Source organism: Bradyrhizobium sp. 132, from assembly GCF_023074185.1.
Classification (GTDB): domain Bacteria; phylum Pseudomonadota; class Alphaproteobacteria; order Rhizobiales; family Xanthobacteraceae; genus Bradyrhizobium.
On the sequence record NZ_JADPKY010000106.1, the window covers coordinates 158,813 to 178,721 of the forward strand.

At 64.0% G+C, this 19,909-nt stretch carries 19 protein-coding genes; 8 read left to right on the forward strand and 11 right to left on the reverse strand.

Annotated features, from left to right (window positions below; translation table 11 throughout):
• Nucleotides 1-110: 110 nt before the first annotated feature.
• From IVA74_RS22390 to IVA74_RS22400, 3 genes are all read right to left on the reverse strand, one after another.
• Nucleotides 111-488 carry a response regulator gene (locus tag IVA74_RS22390; protein ID WP_247348136.1) on the reverse strand — a complete coding sequence of 126 codons (378 nt, stop codon included), beginning with the start codon at nt 486-488 and terminating at the stop codon, nt 111-113.
• A gap of 77 nt (nt 489-565) precedes the next feature.
• Entirely contained in the window at nt 566-1,177 is a 612-nt protein-coding gene (locus tag IVA74_RS22395) for a response regulator (RefSeq protein ID WP_247348138.1), read from the reverse strand.
• Complete coding sequence (locus tag IVA74_RS22400) at nt 1,174-3,450, reverse strand: ABC transporter substrate binding protein (RefSeq protein WP_247348140.1); 2,277 nt, start codon at nt 3,448-3,450, stop codon at nt 1,174-1,176. The genes IVA74_RS22395 and IVA74_RS22400 overlap by 4 nt, the downstream gene beginning before the upstream one ends.
• A gap of 628 nt (nt 3,451-4,078) precedes the next feature.
• Here IVA74_RS22400 and IVA74_RS22405 point away from each other — a divergent pair.
• Nucleotides 4,079-5,053 (forward strand): helix-turn-helix transcriptional regulator, encoded by a 975-nt coding sequence (locus tag IVA74_RS22405; RefSeq protein ID WP_247348143.1) that lies wholly within the window; start codon nt 4,079-4,081, stop codon nt 5,051-5,053.
• Between the two features lie 123 nt (nt 5,054-5,176).
• On the opposite strand, the gene IVA74_RS22410 is transcribed toward IVA74_RS22405, so the two are convergent.
• Nucleotides 5,177-6,064: a hypothetical protein gene (locus IVA74_RS22410; RefSeq protein ID WP_247348144.1), complete on the reverse strand. Its 888-nt coding sequence runs from the start codon at nt 6,062-6,064 to the stop codon at nt 5,177-5,179.
• Between the two features lie 242 nt (nt 6,065-6,306).
• Between IVA74_RS22410 and IVA74_RS22415 the strand changes: the two genes are divergently transcribed.
• Nucleotides 6,307-7,494: a CoA transferase gene (locus tag IVA74_RS22415; RefSeq protein ID WP_247348145.1), complete on the forward strand. Its 1,188-nt coding sequence runs from the start codon at nt 6,307-6,309 to the stop codon at nt 7,492-7,494.
• Nucleotides 7,495-7,614: 120 nt separating this feature from the next.
• Here the strand turns inward: IVA74_RS22415 and IVA74_RS22420 are convergent, their stop codons facing one another.
• Complete coding sequence (locus tag IVA74_RS22420) at nt 7,615-7,983, reverse strand: hypothetical protein (RefSeq protein WP_247348146.1); 369 nt, start codon at nt 7,981-7,983, stop codon at nt 7,615-7,617.
• A 110-nt stretch (nt 7,984-8,093) separates the two neighbouring features.
• Complete coding sequence (locus IVA74_RS22425) at nt 8,094-8,549, reverse strand: Hsp20 family protein (RefSeq protein WP_247348147.1); 456 nt, start codon at nt 8,547-8,549, stop codon at nt 8,094-8,096.
• 346 nt (nt 8,550-8,895) lie between these two features.
• Between IVA74_RS22425 and IVA74_RS22430 the strand changes: the two genes are divergently transcribed.
• Together IVA74_RS22430 and IVA74_RS22435 are read left to right on the forward strand one after the other, a co-directional pair.
• The gene (locus IVA74_RS22430) at nt 8,896-9,120 is read left to right on the forward strand and encodes a hypothetical protein (protein ID WP_247348149.1); all 225 of its coding nucleotides are present in this window, start codon (nt 8,896-8,898) and stop codon (nt 9,118-9,120) included.
• Nucleotides 9,117-9,296: a hypothetical protein gene (locus IVA74_RS22435; RefSeq protein WP_247348152.1), complete on the forward strand. Its 180-nt coding sequence runs from the start codon at nt 9,117-9,119 to the stop codon at nt 9,294-9,296. The genes IVA74_RS22430 and IVA74_RS22435 overlap by 4 nt, the downstream gene beginning before the upstream one ends.
• 28 nt (nt 9,297-9,324) lie before the next feature.
• Here the strand turns inward: IVA74_RS22435 and IVA74_RS22440 are convergent, their stop codons facing one another.
• Complete coding sequence (locus tag IVA74_RS22440; RefSeq protein ID WP_247348155.1) at nt 9,325-10,047, reverse strand: DUF72 domain-containing protein; 723 nt, start codon at nt 10,045-10,047, stop codon at nt 9,325-9,327.
• Between the two features lie 128 nt (nt 10,048-10,175).
• Between IVA74_RS22440 and IVA74_RS22445 the strand changes: the two genes are divergently transcribed.
• Nucleotides 10,176-10,391, forward strand: coding sequence for a hypothetical protein (locus tag IVA74_RS22445; protein WP_247348157.1), 216 nt, complete (start codon nt 10,176-10,178; stop codon nt 10,389-10,391).
• Nucleotides 10,392-10,397: 6 nt separating this feature from the next.
• On the opposite strand, the gene IVA74_RS22450 is transcribed toward IVA74_RS22445, so the two are convergent.
• The 4 genes from IVA74_RS22450 to IVA74_RS22465 all read right to left on the reverse strand — a co-directional run bounded on the left by IVA74_RS22450 (nt 10,398) and on the right by IVA74_RS22465 (nt 15,477).
• Complete coding sequence (locus IVA74_RS22450; protein ID WP_247348159.1) at nt 10,398-11,567, reverse strand: amidohydrolase; 1,170 nt, start codon at nt 11,565-11,567, stop codon at nt 10,398-10,400.
• 275 nt (nt 11,568-11,842) lie between these two features.
• Nucleotides 11,843-12,931 carry a mandelate racemase/muconate lactonizing enzyme family protein gene (locus IVA74_RS22455; RefSeq protein WP_247348161.1) on the reverse strand — a complete coding sequence of 363 codons (1,089 nt, stop codon included), beginning with the start codon at nt 12,929-12,931 and terminating at the stop codon, nt 11,843-11,845.
• A 74-nt stretch (nt 12,932-13,005) separates the two neighbouring features.
• Nucleotides 13,006-14,199, reverse strand: coding sequence for a M20/M25/M40 family metallo-hydrolase (locus IVA74_RS22460; RefSeq protein ID WP_247348163.1), 1,194 nt, complete (start codon nt 14,197-14,199; stop codon nt 13,006-13,008).
• 24 nt (nt 14,200-14,223) lie between these two features.
• On the reverse strand, nt 14,224-15,477 hold the full coding sequence (locus IVA74_RS22465) for an MFS transporter (protein ID WP_247348165.1): 1,254 nt from the start codon (nt 15,475-15,477) through the stop codon (nt 14,224-14,226).
• Between the two features lie 173 nt (nt 15,478-15,650).
• Between IVA74_RS22465 and xylB the strand changes: the two genes are divergently transcribed.
• The 3 genes from xylB (at nt 15,651) to IVA74_RS22480 (ending at nt 19,885) form a co-directional block, all read left to right on the forward strand.
• Nucleotides 15,651-17,096, forward strand: coding sequence for a xylulokinase (gene xylB, locus IVA74_RS22470; protein WP_247348167.1), 1,446 nt, complete (start codon nt 15,651-15,653; stop codon nt 17,094-17,096).
• A gap of 217 nt (nt 17,097-17,313) precedes the next feature.
• A complete protein-coding gene (locus IVA74_RS22475; RefSeq protein WP_247348169.1) occupies nt 17,314-18,837 on the forward strand; it encodes a sugar ABC transporter ATP-binding protein in 1,524 nt (507 codons plus the stop codon).
• On the forward strand, nt 18,830-19,885 hold the full coding sequence (locus tag IVA74_RS22480; protein ID WP_247348171.1) for a ribose ABC transporter permease: 1,056 nt from the start codon (nt 18,830-18,832) through the stop codon (nt 19,883-19,885). The genes IVA74_RS22475 and IVA74_RS22480 overlap by 8 nt, the downstream gene beginning before the upstream one ends.
• Nucleotides 19,886-19,909: the final 24 nt, after the last annotated feature.

Here is a 19,909-nt window from a genome sequence, read left to right on the forward strand (position 1 = left end):
TGCGTCCGATATCGAGCAGGAGAGCCCCGCCCGGCCCGAATGCGGCCGACGCGGAAGTAGCACCGTACCCCTTTTGTTGCCATGGACGCCGACCGGCTCTGGACAGAAGCTTACCTCTTGGTGTTCGTCGCAGTTTCGATGGCGACCAGCAGCGATGCAGGTTGCAGCGGTTTGGCCAGGAAAGCCGCGCAGCCGGCGGCTTCGCAGCGTTCACGAGCGCTGGTCTCGTTGTGAGCCGTGATGACGATGGTGGGAATCCGGATCCCTGAGCGAGTGAGTTGGTGCTGAAGCTCGAGGCCGCTCATTTCGGGCATCTGCAGGTCAACGATCAGGCACACTGGCAGTCCGAGCGGCAGCCCGGCCAGAAAGCCCCGGGCCGAGGTGTATGTCCTGACCTCGAGCGCGCGTGCCCTCAACAAGCGCTCGAGAGCCCTCAGCACGAAGGGGTCGTCATCCACAATTGCGATGCAGCCCGAGTTGTCTCCCATGGCGGCACTATCGGCGTCAGGGTTGTGGCCTGTCGAGTTGGCCCTTGGACCAACATTGCCTGCAATTCCACTCGGCACTAGATTCGCGCTTTTTCCGTCAACCTTACGAGGTCCGCTACCGAGCGCACCCCGAGTTTCATCATCACTCGCCCGCGGTGCACCTTGATCGTCTTCTCCGCAGTACCCAGGTTCCCCGCGATCTGCTTGTTGAGGCGGCCGGCGACCACCTGGGTCAGAACTTCGCGCTCCCGCGGTGTCAGCATCGCGAGCCGTACCTTGATCTCGCCGATCTCAGCAATAGCGACGCGGGTCGCCGCATCCTCTTTCTCGGCTCGTGCAATCGCAGCCAACAGTTCTGTTTCCTTGACAGGCTTGGTCAGGAAGTCGATCGCACCGGCACGCATGGCGCGGACGCTGGTCGGGATGTCGCCCTTTCCAGTCAGGAAGATGATTGGCCTTTGCGAACCTGCTGCAGTCAAGGTCTGCTGCAACTCTAGCCCATTCAACCCCGGCATCGACACATCGAGTATGGCACAACCAGGCACCGATCCATCGAGTTCGGCTAGAAACATCGGCGCAGACGTGAATGCCTTGACGTCGAAGTTTCGCGCCCGTAACAGCCGCGACAACGCATTCAGCACCCTCGTGTCATCATCAACAACGAAAATTGTGAACGTCGGATCTTTCATTGGGCCTCCGCAAGGACTTCTTGCGTTGGCAACAATATAGTCGCGACGACGCCACCAGTACGGTCGTTGGCCACGGCAATCTTGCCTCCATGCGCTTCAATGATGGTGGAGCAGATCGTCAGTCCAAGTCCAAGGCCATGGGTCTTGGTCGTGAAGAACGGTTCGAACAATCGGTCTGCCTGGGCAACCTCGATCCCTGGTCCTCGATCTCTGACAAAAACCTCAATGCATCCCTGCGTTGCTCGGCTGGAGATCGTGATCGTCCGCGTCCCCGCGGTCGAAGCCATCGCGTCCATCGCGTTCACGAGGATGTTTAGCAGAACCTGTTGCAATTGGACGGCATCGCCGAAGAGCTGCGGCAAAGCTGCCGCAAGATCCATGTTGACCATAATGCGGCGGTCGATCATTTCGCTCCGAAGCAACGCGACCGTCTCATCAATCAGTGCGTTCATACTGACAGACTCCAGCACCGTCTCGCCTTTTTTCAGCAGGCTGCGCAGGCGATGAATGACTTCGCCAGCCCGGTTAACATCTTGCACAATATCCTGCAGCGCGTCTCGAACCTCCGCGATGTTGGGGGGATCGTCAGCCAGCAGATAGAGCGCAGCCTGCGCGTTCGACAAGATCGCAGTGAGTGGCTGGTTGACCTCGTGGGCGATCGCACCGGAGAGCTCACCCAGAACGGAAACCCTCATCAAATGCGTAACTTCCTGTCGCTGCAACTCCGCTTCGGACTCGGAGGCCTTCTGTTCGGTGACATCAACGAAGATTCCGCTAAATCGGTTCGGAGCTCCGTGATCGTCGGGGCGCACACGCGTCCGGATGCTGATCCAGCGCACCTGACCTTCCATTAGTATCCGAACTTGCGTTACGGCAGGTTCGCCGGCATTCGTGATTTGCCGGATCGCGGCGAGTGCGACATCGCGGTCGTCAGGGTGTATGATTTCCAAAAACGTATCGCGGGTAAGCGGCCGGTCACCCGCGAGCCCGAACATTGCTCGGCAATGCTCAGTGGCCCACATTCCGTTCGTTGTTCGGTCAAACTGCCATAGGCCGACATTTACCGAGGCCGCGGTGAAGCTCATTCGCTCCTCGCTTTCCTTGAGCGATATCTCCGCTTGATAGCGCCGGCGTCGCTGGAACAGCAATGCGGCGACGAAGGATGCCTGCAGTCCGACAATCAAGATCGTGCTCAGTACGAGGTAGCGATGCTCACTCCAGAGCGTCGGCTGCTTGAAGAGTACAACGCTGCCAAGCGGAAGGTCACTTTCTTTGAGGCCCCACTGCGTCATAGCCCGCGCATCAGTCCGGAAGGCGGGCTTCGGATTGGATCTGGGAGGAACCTTCGTGACCTCGGTACCTGAAAGTATCTCAAGGGCCATGTCAGCGGCAGTTATGCCCAGAGACTCGAATGTGTCTGTGTATCCTCCAACGATGCCGGCGCCGATATAAGTATCGAAGATCCCATAGACTGGGGCGGCGGAAGCTTTCGCCACCGCCGCAGCCACGTCTCTTGGGATGAAGCGTTTGCCTTCGCGATCTGCAAAAAAGGTAAGCATCATGACAATGCTGTCACTTGGCAGCCGCGAAACGTCGCGCAGCAATTCCGCATGAGTGAGGTTAGACCAGTAGACCACCTCAAGCCCGGCATTCTGGCTTTCAATCGCAGTGCGTGCGATTTCACGCCAGCGGAGATCGACGACATCGGTCCCGCTAATCACAACCAGGCGGCGTGCGTTGGGCTGAAGCCGTTCTGCAAGCTCGAGTGTCTTTTCAGGGTAGGAGTTATTGATCACGCCGGTGATGTCCGACGGCAACTGCAGCGCTTCGTAGGTCGACCGGGTGACATCGGAAAATACGACGGGAACACCCGGGCCGATTACGTCACGATACTTGAGGATAAAAGGTATCGCCGAGACACCGATTACGAACAGAAGGTCGAAATGGACGCCGACGTATTTCTCGCGAAGGAAATTGGCCATTCGTGAGGCGTGCGCCTCATCCGGACGTCGGGCCAGATCCAGATATTCGGCGTCGATTTCAAGCCCCTCGGGAGATCGTTCCAGCCAGCGCTTTCGAACCGCATCCGAAACCAGTGCGGTAGCCGGGAACGTATAATTGTAGGCGTGGAGAACCAAAACCCGCCGTGACGCGTCTTCAGCGTGAGATTGCGCGATGAAAACCCAAGGCGTGAAAAGGATCAGCAGAAATGCACCACGCAAAAGACGCGCGTACCTAGCAGCCGGCCAACCAACACGATCGCAGGCTTTCACGAAGCTCGTCCATTCGAAACCCGGACGAGAATAGAGCATTCATTCGGGAACTGTCGAGTGGTGAACTCGGCTTTGGGCGGTGGTGGGACTAAGCCGCATCGGACCACAGATCGGCTTTCATGCGCGCCCACGTCCTCCGCCGCACGGCCAAGTGGGACCTTGGTCCAATTTAGCGGGGCGGTTTCGCCGATTAACTTCCTCAACTGGATACCTTCGCTCCGGCGCGGCTGCAGAGCCGTTCTGGAGCGGGGGCGAAGATCAGAACCCACTCTCAGCCCCATCAATTCACGTTCCGCGCGACCAAACGCTTCATCCTTGCGAGCCTGCGACAGCAATGCGCCAAGTTTGTTATATCAAGTCGTTTTTTGTCCGGCCGGCAGAGCGACAGCCGCTTCGATCAGTGCGTCGGCGAGTTCGTCGCACTCGTCCGCTGTCATGTTGATCGGCTGCTCTGGCTCGGTGCCCATCGATCATCCTCGAAACCTTCGGATCTTAAGCGACAGGGGCTTGCAAGTCTATTCGTCGCCGCCGGCCGGATTCACCTAATTCGGAGCCCGCCGCCGGGCCCCAACCGCCAACCGTCCGATGGAAACACACAACGCGTGTGCCGAAAACTGCGGAGGAGAAGATGGATCGGAGTGCGACGCTCAGCTTTGAAGATCCGCTTTGCTACCAGGCGGCGATCGCCACTGCGGACCTTGAGGTGCTACCGACGTCAGGCTGTTCGTTCAAGGCGGAATTGACCAAGGTCCGCTTGGGTGAGCTATTGCTGCAACGCTTCTTCCATAATTTACCCACGCTCAACACCGGCGTTATCAAGCCCGGACGCAGCGTATTTACGTTCCTGACGTCATCGTCGCCAGCTAGTATGCGACACTGCGGAATGGACGTTTTGTCTGGAGACATCATCGCCAATGACGGCGACGAGATACACCAGCAGACCGAGGCCGAGTTTCGTCTGGGATCGATATCTCTCGCGATCGCCCAACTCGATGCCGCTTGCCAAGCCATAGCCGGTTGCGAGTTTTTTTCGAACTCAGCGCAGAAGCAGCTTATTCGGCCGGATGCTGCTATGATGTCGCGGCTGTTGAACCTGCATGAGATAGTGGGCCAAATCGCAGCAAACGCGCCTGAGATTCTTGTCGTGAACGAGGCAGCGCGCTCCTTGGAGAACCAGTTCGTCCATCTACTGGTCAGGTGTTTGACGGAGAGCGCATCTAGTCGATCCATTAACTGCGGCCTGCGGCAGGCTCGGATAATCGCAAAATTCCATGAATATCTTGAAGCTAACCCGAACGTGCCGCTTTATTTGGAAGACATATGCGGAGCGATCGGAGCGGCGGAACGAAGCCTTCGCGCCGCCTGCGAAACACATCTCGGGATGGGTCCTATCCGCTATCTTGCGCTGAGGAGAATGCACCTTGTTCGCCGGGCGCTCTCGCAAGCCGATTCTTCCACCACAACCGTGACGAGAATTGCCATGGAGCACGGGTTCTGGGAGCTGGGGCGCTTCTCAGGGAGTTACCGCGCGATGTTTGGGGAAACGCCTTCGGCTACATTGTTCCGACCGCCGCACGACCGACCTGCGGATGGCCTGATGTAGCGCGAGCGCCGAGTTGAAGCCGGCCAAATCCACCAGACTTAGCACTCTAGCTACGCCGTCGGTCCGCTTCCGGTCTGGCCCTGAACTGAGCCTTCAGCCGCTTCCACCCCAACCAGCCCCCGCCTATCCCTCGTATTGGTCCGGCCCCATCGCCCAGAGCGATTGATCGTGACCGGATGCGTAATTGCGATTGTTCAGCGCCGGATTGCGATTGACCATCGGCCGCATGAACATCGGGTGAGTGGCGCTGCGCACCTCGTGCTCGACCGTGAACAGGGGCTTGCCGCCGTCGAGATCGACGATGTCGCAGAACCGGTACTGATATTGATTGTCCTCGCGCGAGATCAAATTGCGCGCCAACAGCCTGCGGTAAGGGCCGGAGAAGTCGGTGATGTACATCTGCACATGGTGGCCGTCGTAGTCGCCTTGCGGCCGATCGGTCTCGCGGAACAACAGATGCTGGTCGCGGCCCGTCTTCACGGCGGCGACCGTGCCGTCGCCGTTCCACAAGGCGGATGGCATGCCCATGATTTCAGGGTAGAAGGCGCAGATACGCGCTGCCGAACCCACCGGCACGTCGAACTCGACATAGGGAATGCCGAGCGCGATGCGGCCGAAGCGCGCGGCGTCGGGCTCGTAACAGCGCAGGCGGTTGCCCCACGGACAAATCGCTTCGACATGGTCGTTGCGCTCGGCGAAGGCGAACGCCGTGCCCTCGAGCTTTTTGGCGACCGACGCCAATCGCGCCAGCAGCGCCTCGCGGCCCGCGATCACCAGTCCGACATGACCGCGCAGCACCTGCGGCCTCCCGCTCGGCAAGTGGAATTGGCTCCGCCCGGCGTTGATCCACATGTTGGTGTCGGACACCATCAGGTAGGGATCGCGGGTGAGCCCGAGGCCCGTGACGTAGAACAGGGTGGCGAGCCGCTGATCCGGGACCTGGATGTTGACGTGCTCGAGATGGATTGCGTTGCCGAGATCTTCTGCGGATCGATCGAATTGTTGCGGCATGGATGGGGCTCTCGCTGGGGGACGGACGGGTCATACTAAAGCGTTTTCAAGCGAAGTGGACACCGGTTCGCGTAAAGAAAACGCGTCAAAATAAGAATCTAGAGCGCACAATTTCCGCCAGCCGAAACGGCGAACCGATGACATCTTGAGGGCAGGGGCATGACGTCCGTTGCGACCTTGCCGTGGCGGCCAGTCCCTGTAATCTGACCAAAACCTGAGGCAAGAACACCGGGAAGGAACGAATGCGGGGAGTTTTGGCGGGCGTACGCGTTCTCGATTTCGGGCGCTATATCGCAGGGCCTTATTGCGCAACCTTGCTGGCCGAATTCGGCGCCGAGGTCATTCGCGTGGAGAAGCGCGACGGCAGCGAGGATCGCTTCGTGGCGCCGGTGGGAGAGGGTGGCGAAGGCGCGCTGTTTCTTCAGGTCAATCGCAACAAGAAGTGCCTCACGCTCGATCCGATGAAGCCGGAAGGGCAGGAGGTGATGCGCCGCCTGGTGGCGACCGCGGACGTGGTCGTCGCCAATCTGCCGCCGCAGACCCTGCGCGCGATGAAGCTCGACTACGACTCGCTCAAGGCGATCAAGCCGGACATCATCCTGACGACGGCAACCGCGTTCGGCGGGCCGGGGCCCTGGTCCGACCGCGTCGGCTTCGACGGCGTCGGGCAAGTCATGTCGGGCTCGGTGTACATGACGGGCGCCGGCGATCCGCCTTACCGGGCCGCGGTCAACTGGGTCGATTTCGGAACGGCGCTGCATTGCGCGTTCGGGACGCTCGCTGCGCTGATCGAGCGTGGCAAATCCGGGCGCGGGCAGATCGTCGAGGGCGCGCTGCTTGCAACCGCTTTGTCCTTCACCAATGCCACGCTGATCGAGCAGGCCGTTATCAACGTCAATCGCGTGCCGACAGGCAATCTCGGCCAGACCGCAGCGCCAGCCGACATCTATCGCACCAGGGACGGCTGGGTGCTGTGCCAGGTCACGGGGCATCCGCTGTTCAAGCGCTGGGCCAGGCTGATGGGCGAGGAGGAGGTGTGGTTGAACGATCCGCGCTTTGCCGACGACATCAGCCGCGGCAACAACGGCCCCGTCATCAGCGAGCGGATGGCGCGCTGGTGCGCCGAGCGCACCACGCAGGAGGCCGTCGACACCCTGGGCAAGGCGATGATTCCGACCGGCCCGGTGCTGAGCCCGCAACAGGCGCTGGATCATCCGCACATCCGCGCCGCCGGCTTTATGCAGGACGTCGATTATCCCGGTCTGCCGAAGCCCGCACCGGTGACACGCGCCGCCGTCCGCCTGTCGGAAACGCCCGGTGAAATCGCGACGCGCGCGCCGACGCTCGGCGAGCATACCGATCTTATCCTGACCGAGCTCGGCTACGACAAGGCCGCGATCGCGGCGCTTCGGCAAGGCGGCATCGTCTAGCGAGGGAGGCAGGTCGAGCACATCCGGCAATCTCTCATCGGCCGTGTGCGTTTGCCGGGAGCTTGGCTGCGGTGTGGTCAAGGGGTTGTTTGGGGGACAACGTCGGCGGACGCGGAGGCGCTACGCGCAGAGATCGATGGCAGCGCGACCATCAGGTGGTCGGCCGTCACCGTCGGCTCCCGCATCAAATGCGGGACGCCGCAGCCGCATCGAGGCGCCGCCGGGGGGTGGCGGGTCGTCGTCGTCATCCAGCCTGCGCAGCGCGGCGAGGATGTCCGCGAGCCGGATGGTGTGGTCCAGGCCGGGTATCTCGCGCAACGCGGGATGGGATTCGACCGCGTACATGTCGGACGCCCACGACGACAGGATGATCCGCTTCTCCGGGGTCGAGAGGCCGCGGTCGTCGAGGACGGCGCTCGGAGATGCATAATGTGCGGCGGGATGAAACAGCGGGTCGAGACCGCCGGTGGTCGCATTGGCATTGGTCATGGTTGTCTCCCTCTACACTCCTTCCGAAGGGATGGTTCTTGATCGGCGGATGGCGACCCGGTCGCCATCCGCCATGCTGGTTGCGGCAGTGCCGAACGAGCGGGACGAGGCTAAGCCGCCTTCCTCTGCTCGATCTGCGGTGACGAAGCGCCCGCGATCTGGATCCGGCGCGGCTTCATCGCGTCCGGAATCTCGCGCACCAGCTCGATGATCAACAGGCCGTCCTCAAAGGCAGCCTGCTTGACCTGGACGTAGTCGGCGAGATTGAACCCGCGGCGGAACGGGCGTGCCGCGATACCCTGGTAGAGATACTCGCGCGCAGCGCTGTCGGGCTTCCTGCCCTCGATGTTGAGGGCGTTCTGTTCGGCGGTCACCGTGATGTCGTTGACGCTGAAGCCCGCCACCGCCAGCGTGATGCGGTAGTGGTCTTCGCCGGACCGCTCAATATTGTAGGGGGGATAGTTGTCCTCGCTCGCCTGGCGCAGCGTGCTGTCGACGAGGTCGGCCAGGTGGTCGAAGCCAATGGTGGAGCGCCACAGGGGCGCGAAGTCAAAGGTAGTCCTCATACCAAGTCCTCCAAAGAGCAAGATGGATACGAAGGAGCGCAAGACAGGGAATCGGACCAGGTCCGAACACCCCGACCGGCGCCCGCGCCGGACCCGATCGGGCATCCGGCACACCGCTCTCGCGGCGAAAAACGAAATAGAGCGGCGCAAGGACGTTGCAAGAGGTGAGCAATTTTTTTTTGGCTCACATCGCCGGCGGCCGGCCGATCCCTCCAAAAGCGCCGGCGAGCGGCGAGGAATCGCCTTGACAAGGAAAGCAGCCTGAATATTTTTTTGGCTAGGAAGATTGCTCTTCCGACACCGCTAAATCGACAAGGACCGTGAAAGACCGTCTGGAGTGACGACGATGCTCGATCAAGATCTGGCCCGCCTCCGTGCCCACCGAAACAATCTCTCCCGCTACCGGCGCTTGCTGAAGACCAAGCTGTCGGACATCGAACGCCGGTTTGTCGAACGACGCCTCGCCGAGGAGCAGACCGCGCTCGAGGCCCTTGCCGCCGATGTATTCCCCACTGCATTCACCCTTCCGAACCAGCCGCCGGCTTCCGCCGCGCGGGGAGCGGAACGATGAGCGACGTCCGCGACCTCCTCATCCGCGGCAGCGAGAAGGTGATCCGGCACTATCGGCTGCTGCTGGCCGGCGCCAGAACCGAGAGCGAACGCGAGTTCTACCGTAGCAGAATCCAGCGCGAGCAGCGCCTGCTCGACGAGCTGCAGGGCGGGTTGCCGGATCGATCGGCGGCATGACCGCGCTTCACCGAGCCTTGTCCGTGCGTTACAGCAATTGCTTCAATGCCTGTGCATCGGCCGGCGCCGCGCTCTTCTGGTCGTTGTCGAAGTAGACAAAGACGTCGCAGCCCTGCCGCTTCCAGGACTTGATGCGCCGCGCCCATTGCGCCAGCGTGGTTTTCGTATAGTGCCCGTGATAGCGCCCGCTTGGTCCGTGTCCGCGCACATAGACGAAATCCGCCGTGCGCTTCCATGGTGCCGGCGCGTCGTGATGGTCGGACAAACATAGCGAGATGTTCTCGTCGGCCAGCATCCTGAGAATGCGCGGCTGATACCAGCTCGGATGACGGAATTCGAAGCTGTACCGCCGCTTTCTCGACAACAGCTTGAAGAAGGCGGCGAGGCGGTCCGCGTCGACCTCGAATTGCGGCGGGAGCTGGAACAGGATCGGGCCGGCCTTGCGGCCGAGCCGCGAGATACGATCCTCCAGCAGTTCGAGGCTGTTAACGGAGCGGCCCGACAGGCGCTTCCAGTGCGTGATGAATTTCGACGCCTTCCAGGCGAACACGAAATCGCGCCCGGTCTGCGCCCGCCAAGCCTCGACGGCTTCCGGCGTCGGGGTGCGGTAGAACACCCCGTTCAGCTCGGTGGTGTCGAACTGTCCGGCGTAATAGCGCAGCTGCTCCTTCAACGTCACGCCCTCCGGAAAGAACGGCCCACGCCAGGAGGCGTAATGCCAGCCGGAAGTTCCGATCAGAACGCGCGCCATTTCCCTGCCATCCGTTTGCCAACCTCGGACGCGGCACGCTCGATTGGCCGGAGCCGCGCCAGCCGAAAGGGAACGCCCGTGCGGCCGATACGTTGCTCGTGAGCTTGACCAACGCAGGATCGGAACCGATGTACGCACTGTTCGAAGGTAGCAAGCAGATCGGCGACCCATTCCCCTCCGAGAAAGAGGTGTGGGAAGCCGCATTGATCGAAGGGCTGGTGACCGACGTTCCCGTCGCGGACGAGGAGGGCGGCAGGCTTCTGCCTGCCGGTTATCACGTCGCGCGCATCGAGGAGGCGTTCGAGCCGAAGCCGGGCTGGAAGCTGCCGCGCGAGATCTCTTGAGCGGGCCTAGTTCGACGCCAGCGCCGACTTGTTCGAGACCAGCGCCGACTTGGCGACTTCCGCCATCCAGCTCGATGCCACCGGCAGGATCGCGTCGTTGAAATCATAGCGCGGGCCGTGCAGCTCGGCGCCGTCGCGTAAAGCCCCGTTGCCGATCCAGACGAAGGCGCCGGGCCGATGCTGGAGGTAGAAGGCGAAATCCTCGCCGGCCATGCTGGGCGCGAGATCGCGCCGCAGCTCGGCCTGCACCTTGTCCGCGGCGAGGCGCGCGAGACCCGCCTCCGTCGGCGTGTTGATCACGACGCCGACACCCATGACGATCTCGGGCGTCACCTTGACGCCAAAACTCGTCGCGATGCCGGCGCAGATCGCTTCGATCCGCGCCACGATGGTGTCTTTCACCGCGTCGCGATGATAGCGCAGCGTTCCGCCGATCATGACGCGCCCCGCGATCTGATTGCGCGCCGTGCCGCCTTCTATCGTGCACAGCGAGAGCACGGCAGTGTCGAGCGGATCGACGCTGCGCGATACGATCGATTGCAGCACCACGATCAAATGGCCCGCCGCCATCACCGGGTCGCGCGTCAGATGCGGCATGCCGGCATGCCCGGCATGGCCGTCGATCGTGATGCTGACGCGCCCGCCGGAGGCCATGACGACGCCGTCATGGACCGCGATGGTGCCGGCGGCAAGGCCCGGCCAGTTGTGAAAGCCGAACACCCGTTCCATCGGAAAGCGGTCGAACAGCCCGGCCGCGACCATCGCGCGCGAGCCGCCAAAACCTTCTTCCGCCGGCTGGAAGATGAAGTCGACCGTGCCGCTCCAGCTGGTGTCGGCGGCGAGCAGCGCGGCGGCGCCGAGCAGCGAAGCGGTATGCCCGTCATGGCCGCAGGCATGCATCACGCCGGGATTTTTCGAGCCGTAGGGCAGGCCCGTGTCTTCGGTGATCGGCAGCGCATCCATGTCGGCGCGCAGGCCGACGCGGCTCTGCGTGTGGCCACGCGTCAAGGTCGCGACGATGCCGTGGCCGCCGATGCCTGACACGAAGGGAATGCCGAGCTCGGTGAGCTTGTCCTGCACAAAGGCGGCGGTGGCCTTCTCCTGGAGGGACAGTTCGGGATGCGCATGCAAATGCTGGCGCCACGCGGTCAGTTTCTGGTGCAGTTCGGGTGTCAAGACAGGCATCTCTCGGATTGTGTGTCGGCGTCGACACCATAGCCGAATAACCGCAGCTTGCATCAAGCGTCAGCGAATGCCTCGCGTGCAGCAACGTGTTCGGCAGTTGCTGGGGGGAGAGCGACCGCGCCGCGCGCTCCACTTCACCTCTCCCGCTTGCGGGAGAGGCCGGAAGAGGGCTCGATCGTCATTGGGGGTCTCACTGCGGAGACACCCTCTCCCCAACCCTCTCCCGCAAGCGGGAGAGGGGGCGCACCGGCGGCCGCGGATCCGCGCTACGCCGAAAGTTTCGCCAGCCCGCTCCAGTCGAAGCTGATGCCGTGGCCCATACGGTCCGGCGCGAGCGCCAACCCGTCCTGAAGCACCAGCGGATGCTCGATATATTTGTCGAGCCCAAAGCCGTGCGCCTCCAGATACGATCGGTTCGGGCAGGCCGCGAGCAGGTGCACGGTGATGTCGTGCGCGCCGTGGCTGGTGACGGGCAGGTTGAACGCTTCCGCCAGCCGCGCGATCTTCATAAACGCACTCACGCCGCCGCAATTGGTGACGTCAGGCTCGGGATAGGACACCGCGCCTGCCACGATGTAGTTCTTGAACTCCCACAGCGAGCGCAAATTCTCGCCGGCCGCGATCGGCACGCCGCCGGCCTGCATGATCCGCGCATGTCCCGCGACATCGTCGGGGATGATCGGCTCCTCGAGCCAGGTGAGGTCATGGGGAACAAACGCACGGGCGGCGCGGATCGCTTCCTCGACCGTCCATTTCATGTTGGCGTCCGCCATCAGCGGAAAGCCGTCGCCGAGATGCTGTCGCATCGCGGAGACCTTCGCGACGTCGGTTTTGAGATCAGGCCGGCCGACCTTCATCTTGATGGCGCGAAAGCCCTTGGCGAGATTGCCGTCGGTCTGCTTCAGCAGCGCCTCGACGGAGAGATCGAGGTCGATGCCCCCTGCGTAACACGGCACACGCGCATCAAAACCGCCGAGCAGGCGGAACAGCGGCAATTTCGCGCGCCGCGCCTTCAAGTCCCACAGCGCGATGTCGAGCGCGGAGAGTGCCAGCACCGCCGGCCCGCCGCGCCCGCCATAATGCAGGCCCCACCAGACCTGATGCCAGATCGCTTCGGTATCATCGGCCTCGCGCCCCTCGACGAGCGGCGGGATCTCGCGCTTGAGAATGTCGGCGACCGCGCCGCCATTGCGCCCGACCGTGTAGGTGTAGCCGACGCCCTCGGCGCCATCGGCATCGCGGATGCGGCAGGTGATCAGCTCGAACGCCGCGATCTCGCCATGGGTCGAGTCGGAGAGCGTGACGGGGAGGGGGATCCGGTAGAACCCGGTCTCGATGGTCGAAATGCGCGGCATGATTTGTCCCTGCGTTTTCTTTGCAGGCTAGGCTGGCATGCACGGCCCGGCAAGCGCGCGCCGTGCAAGGCAGCTCACCGCATCGTCGCGAGCTGCAATGCCAGCGCGCAGGCGCGGTCGTATTCGTCGAGATTGATCCATTCGTCGATCGTGTGCGCCTCGTTCTGGCCGGCGCCAAAGGTCACCGTCGGAACGCCGTGGCGGACCATCCAGTTGGCGTCGAGGCCGCCATTGGCGGCGCGCACGTTCGGAGTTCCGCCCACCGCAGACACCGCCTCGATCGCGCGTTTCACCACCGGCAGGTTCTCCTTCATGCGGAACGGATAATAGTCGGTTTCGGCCTTGAATTTGACCTTGCCGGCTTTTCCTTGCGCGTTGGTGACGCGCTTGGCCGCCTTCTCGAACGCGGCCTTGTAGGCCTTGGTGATCTCCTTGAAGAACTTTCCGTCATGGCTGCGGCTTTCGCCGCGCACGTGCACGTAGTCGGTGACGACGTTGGTGGCATCGCCCGCAGGCCGCCCCTCGCCGCCGGTGACGGGGCCGACATTGCTGGTGCCTTGCTGCTTGCGCTTGGCCACCTTGCCGAACCAGCCGCCGGCCTTCACATCAGCCAGCGCCAGCGCGAGGATCATGGTCGAGGAGATGCCGCGCTCCGGCGCGACGCCGGCATGAGAGGCGCGGCCGAAGATCTCCACGGTCCAGCGATCGGCACCCACGGCGCCGATGACGACGTTGGAGGCCGAGCCGCCGTCATAGTTGAACGCCATCACCGGCGAGCCGAGCTCGTCGAGCTTGACGTGGCGCGCGCCATAGAGCCCGCTCTCCTCGCGCACACAGAACAGAAGCGTGATCGGCGGATGATCGAGCTGTTGCTTTTCGAGCTCGGCCGCCAGCGTCACCAGCACGCCGCAGCCGCAGCGGTTGTCGCCGCCGAGCGCGGTCTTGGCCTCATTGACGATCTTGCGCTTCGCGAGCTTCGGCTTGGCGCCGGCGCACAGCGGCACGGTGTCCATGTGGGTCATGAACATGATGCGCGGCTGGTTGTGCAGCGCGCCGCGGCCGGGCAGGTCGACGATGAGGTTGCCGGTCTCGGTCGGCACGGGAATGCGCGTATTGGCGTCGTCGAGCCGGATCGCCTTCGCCGGCACGCCGCTCTCCTTCAGCGCGGCCGTGAGCTCCCGCCCGATCGCCGCCTCCTGCCCGGTGACGCCTTCGACGGCGAGGAAGCGCATGAGGCGGTCGGTGGCGGCTTTGGCGTCGACAGACATGAGATGTCCCCTTGATGCAGAGCCTTACTCTATCGCCGGTCTTGGCGAGGTATAGACCAAAAAGATCAGCGCGCCGATGCCGAGCATGGCAGCCATAAACAGCAGCACGGCCGGCAGCCCCGCGAAGGCCGCGACCGCGCCGGTGATCGACTGCATCAGCGCCGCGCCGAGGAAGAAGGCGAGGTTGATCGCCGCAAGCGCCTTGCCCGCAACTTGGGCGTCGACCAGCTGGCGCGACATGCCGAACAGCAGCGGCTGCGCGGAGGTGGCGAGCCCGATGAGCACGAACAGCACGAGGTCGTATTGCGGCGGCATCACGGGCACACCACACAGCACGGAGACGGCGTAGTGCGGCGCCCCTAACGCCATCAGCCCCAGCAGCAATGCGCCGGCCAGGTGCGTTCCCGCCACCAGCTCGCGGCGGCGACTGAGTTTGCGGTCGATCATGCCGATGAGAAGCGGGCCAGCAATCATCGCCAGCGTGAACGCGCCGAGCTGGTTGCCGGCCTCGACCCGCGACAATCCCTTGACCTGCATCAGCCACGGCCCGCCCCACAGGCCGCGCAGCACCAGCGAGGTCGCAAGCGACACCAGCGCCAGCGCGATCAGGCCGCGCAAGGGCCGCGACAATCCGAGCCTGAGCACCTCGATCATCTGCGACAGCGCCGAGGATTCATCCTTGTGCTCGGCCGGCTGGTTCGGCACCAGCATGAACACGGCAAACGCGACCACGACGCCGCCGAGTGCCGAGATCCAGAACCCGGCGCGCCAGCCGTAGGTGTCGACCACGAAGGCGAGCGGGCTCGACGACAGCAGCATGCCGATATTGCCGATCGAGAGGATCGCGCCCGACCACAGCCCGAAGCGGGCGGCCGACAATTGCTTGGCGGCCAACGTCATCGGGCACATCAGCATGCCGGAGGTGGCGATGCCCAGCAGCACTTGCCCGACCGCGAAGCTTTCGGGTCCAGTCGCGAACCCCGACGCGATGGCGCCGACCACGGTTCCCGCGAGCAGGCTCAGTGACACCGGCCGCACGCCAAAGCGGTCCATCGCCGCACCGACCGGGATCTGCGCGGCGGCAAAGGCGAACGGATAGACCGAGGTGAGGCTCGCCAGCGCCTGTGGTTCGATGCCGAAATCCGCTGCCATCAGGTCGAGGCTGACCGCCGGAATGGTGCGCAGCAAGGTCGAGAGCATGTGCCCGCAGGCGAGCGCGAGCAACGCAAGGATCAGCGCGCGGGTGGCTCCCGCGTCGTGGGTGGCAGCGATGGTCATGGGCATTGCGTCCCGAGAAGGTTTCGGGTGGGGGTTACATGATTGGCGGGTGCATGCCAACATCGGGAACGCCATGCCCGCAATGTCATGGAAGTGCAAAGTCCTGGAAGTGCAAGATCCTGGACACGCAAGATCCTGGACGCGCAAGGCAAACGCGCAAGGCAAGCGGCATCATGTATCTCGGGATCGATCTCGGCACCTCTGCCGTCAAAATCGTTCTGGTCGACGACGCGCAGCGCGTGGTGGCGAGCCGCAGCCGGTCGCTGACGGTCAGCTCGCCGCATCCCGGCCATAGCGAGCAGGACCCGGCGCAGTGGATCGAGGCCATTTTCGCGACGCTGGATGCGCTGAAGGCGGATCACGCGCGCGAATTGGCCGGCGTCGAGGGTATCGGCCTGTCGGGCCAGATGCACGGCGCAACGCTGCTCGACGCCGGCCTCGTGCCGTTGCGCCCCTGCATTCTCTGGAATGACGGACGGTCTGTCGCGGAATGCGCCGAGCTGGAGCGGCGCTGGCCCGCCTTGCGGACGACGACAGGCAACAAGGCGATGCCGGGATTCACCGCGCCAAAACTGCTATGGGTCGCCAGACACGAACCGGAGATTTTCGCCGCCACCAGGCTCGTGCTGCAACCAAAGGCCTATCTGCGCCTGGTGCTCGCGGGCGAAGCGATCGAGGATGTCTCGGACGCCTCGGGTTCGCTGTGGCTCGATGTTATCAGCCGCGATTGGTCGGATGAGGGGCTCGCCGCGTCCGCTCTGTCGCGCCGGCAGATGCCGTGTCTGGTCGAGGGCTGCGCGCCGTCGGCACGGCTGCGGAGCGAGATGGCGCAACGCTGGGGCATGACCGGGCGGCCGATGATCGCCGGCGGGGCCGGCGACAATCCTGCGGGAGCCGTCGGCATCGGCGCCATCAATCCCGGCGCGGCTTTCATTTCGCTCGGAACCTCCGGCGCATTGCTGGTGCCGACCGACACGATCGCGGCCAACCCGGAGCGGGTCGTGCACACCTTCTGTCACGCCGTCCCCGACAGATGGATTCAAGCCGGCGCGATCCTCTCGGCGGCATCGTGCCTGGCCTGGATCGCGCGGCTGTTGGGGACCTCCGAGGCTGACCTGCTGGCGCCGCTCGGGTTGCGCCCAAAGGCGCCGTCGTCCGTCAGCTTCCTGCCTTATCTGTCCGGCGAGCGCACCCCGCACGATGACCCGGATGTGCGCGGCATGCTCGACGGGCTCAGTCACGCCACCGATCGTGACGCCATCGTGCAAGCCGTGCTCGAAGGTGTCGCCTTCGCGCTCGCGGATTGCCGGGACGTGCTTGCCGAGACCGGATTGATGATCGCTGAGGCCGATGTCATCGGCGGTGGCTCGCGGTCGCGGTTCTGGCTGTCGGTGCTGGCCAATGTCCTGAACGTCCCCGTGCATCGCTTTGCCGACGGCGAGACCGGCGCGGCGTTTGGTGCGGCGCGGCTCGGCCGCCTGGCGGTCACCGGGGAGGCGATCGATACCGTCTGCACCGCGCCACGGCGCGTCGAGACGTTCGAGCCCGACCGCGCGCTTGCGCAGGCCTATGCCGAGCGACTTCCGGAATGGCGCCGCCTCTACCGGCCGCGGCACTGATCGCGCACCAGATGGTGCGCGACGATGTGGCGAAGAAAAGGCGTTGCGTTCGAGATCGGTTCCGCCCGGGAAAGATAAAAGCGGCGCCGGACCGTTCGTCGGCATGCGGGAGCTATTGCCCTGCGCCGCGGCCTTTTGTTTAATGCGCCACGCGCCAGGGACCGAACGAGACGCGGGTGAGATTACGATGCCGCCGTCGGCGCGCCGGGGAGGTGTGATGAGCGAGCCCATCCTCGAGATGCGCCGGGTCTCCAAATCGTTCTTCAGCATCAAGGCGCTGCGCGACGTCGACCTCACCGTCTACGCCGGCGAAATCCACGCCTTGATGGGCGAGAACGGCGCCGGCAAATCCACCCTGATGAAGATCCTGTCGGGCGCCTACCGGCCAGACCCGGGCAGTGAAATCCGCATCGACGGCCAGCCTGTGCAGATCAGCGGCCCGCACGGCGGCCGCGCGGCCGGCATCGCGATCATCTATCAAGAACTCTCGCTTGCGCCCAATCTGAGCGTTGCGGAGAATATCTATCTCGGTCGCGAGGTCTCCCGCGGCGGCTTGCTGGCGCGCGAGGCGATGCAGGCCGGCGTCGGTCCGATCCTTGCGCGGCTCGGCGCGGATTTCACGGCGCAGACTCTGGTGGCCAATCTCTCGATGGGCCAGCGTCAACTGGTCGAGATCGCGCGCGCGCTGCATGCCCGCTCCAGGATACTGATCATGGACGAGCCGACCACCGCGCTGTCGGCCGGCGAGAGCGAAAGGCTGTTCGCGCTGATTCGTCAGCTGCGCGCCGAAGGTCTCGCCATCATCTACATCTCGCATCGCATGGACGAGGTCTATGCGCTCGGCGACCGCGTCACCGTGCTGCGTGACGGCACGCTGGTCGGTTCGCTCGACAAGCCGGACATCCGCGCCGACGCCATCGTCCGGATGATGGTGGGACGCGACGTCTCGTCCTTCTACAAGAAGGAGCATGATCTCAAGGCGCGGCCGGGAGCTCCCGTGCTTGCGGCCGTCGACATCGCGGACAACAGGCGCGTCAAGGGATGTTCGCTGACGGTGCATGCGGGCGAGGTCGTCGGTCTCGCCGGCCTGGTCGGCGCCGGCCGCACCGAGCTTGCGCATCTGATCATCGGCGCCGCGCCCATGATCTCGGGCCATGTCGAGATCGAGGGCCGCGCGGTCCGCATCCGCACGCCCGGCGAGGCGCTGGACGCGGGCATTGCCTATCTCACCGAGGACAGGAAGGCGCTCGGCCTGTTTCTCGACATGTCCTGCCTCGACAACATCAATCTCGCTGTGCTGGGACGCGATGCGAAATTCGGCGGCATCCTCGACCGAGACAAGGCTCGCGACCGCGCCAAACGCGCGTTCGCGGCGCTCGGAATCCGCGCTGCCAATGTCGGCGTTCCCGCCGGCGGGCTCTCCGGCGGCAACCAGCAGAAGGTGCTGCTGTCGCGGTTGCTCGCGATCGGTCCGAAAATCCTGATCCTCGACGAGCCGACGCGCGGCGTCGACGTCGGCGCCAAGTCCGAGATCTATTCGATCATCGACAATCTCGCGAAATCGGGCGCCGCGGTTCTCGTCATCTCGTCCGACCTGCCCGAGATTATCGGCATCTGCGACCGCGTCGTCGTGATGCGCGCGGGGCAGATCGCCGGGCAGATCCGGCGCGACGCGAAATCGCCGCTCAATCAGGAGGAGATCATGGCACTCGCCACCGGAACGGAGCAGCTCGATGCCTGAGAACGGCGCTTCCTCCAACACCGTACCTGCAAAGGCCGCCCCAGCCGGGTCCGGTGTTGCCGCCGCGCAGGAGACGAAGCGGCAGCGTACGCGGATGATCATTCGCGCGGTCGGCATGCTGCCGGTGCTGCTGTTGCTGTGCATCGGCTTTCATGTTCTGTCGGACGGCCGCTTCTTCACCGGCCAGAACATCGGCATCGTGGTGCAGCAATCCGCGGTCAATACCGTGCTGGCCGCGGGCATGACCTTCGTCATCCTCACCGGCGGCATCGACCTCTCGGTCGGCTCCATCCTGGCGGCGTCGGCGATGGCCGGGTTGATCGTCTCCAAATTCCCCGATCTCGGGGCGCTGTGGTTGCCGGCCGCGGTGCTCACCGGCGCCGTTTTCGGCATCCTCAATGGCGCCTTGATCGCGCTGTTGCGCCTGCCGCCCTTCATCGTCACGCTGGGGTCGTTGACCGCCGTGCGCGGTGCGGCGCGCCTGCTCGGCGCCGACACCACGGTGTTCAATCCGTCTATACCCTATGCCTTCATTGGCAACGGCGCCGTGACTCTCATTCCCGGTGTCGTGTCGATACCGTGGCTCTGGGTGATCGCGTTGCTGGTCATCCTGGTGTCGTGGCTGGTGCTCAAGCGCACCGTGCTCGGGGTGCACATCTACGCGGTCGGCGGCAACGAGAGCGCCGCGCGGCTCGCCGGCATCAAGGTCTGGGCCGTGCTGATCTTTGTCTATGCAGTGTCTGGCCTGCTCGCGGGCCTCGGCGGCGCGATGCAGGCGGCGCGCCTCTACGCCGCCAACGGCCTGCAGCTCGGCCAGTCCTACGAGCTCGACGCCATCACCGCCGTGATTCTGGGCGGCACCTCCTTTGTCGGCGGCATCGGCTCGATCTGGGGAACGCTGGTCGGCGCGCTGATCATTGCCGTGTTGTCGAACGGCCTGATCCTGATCGGCGTGTCCGACGTCTGGCAATATGTGATCAAGGGCCTGGTGATCATCGGCGCGGTGGCGCTGGACCGCTATCGGCTGCAGGGCTCGGCCCGCACTTGAGCGCGGGAGAGATGCAGCCGGAGC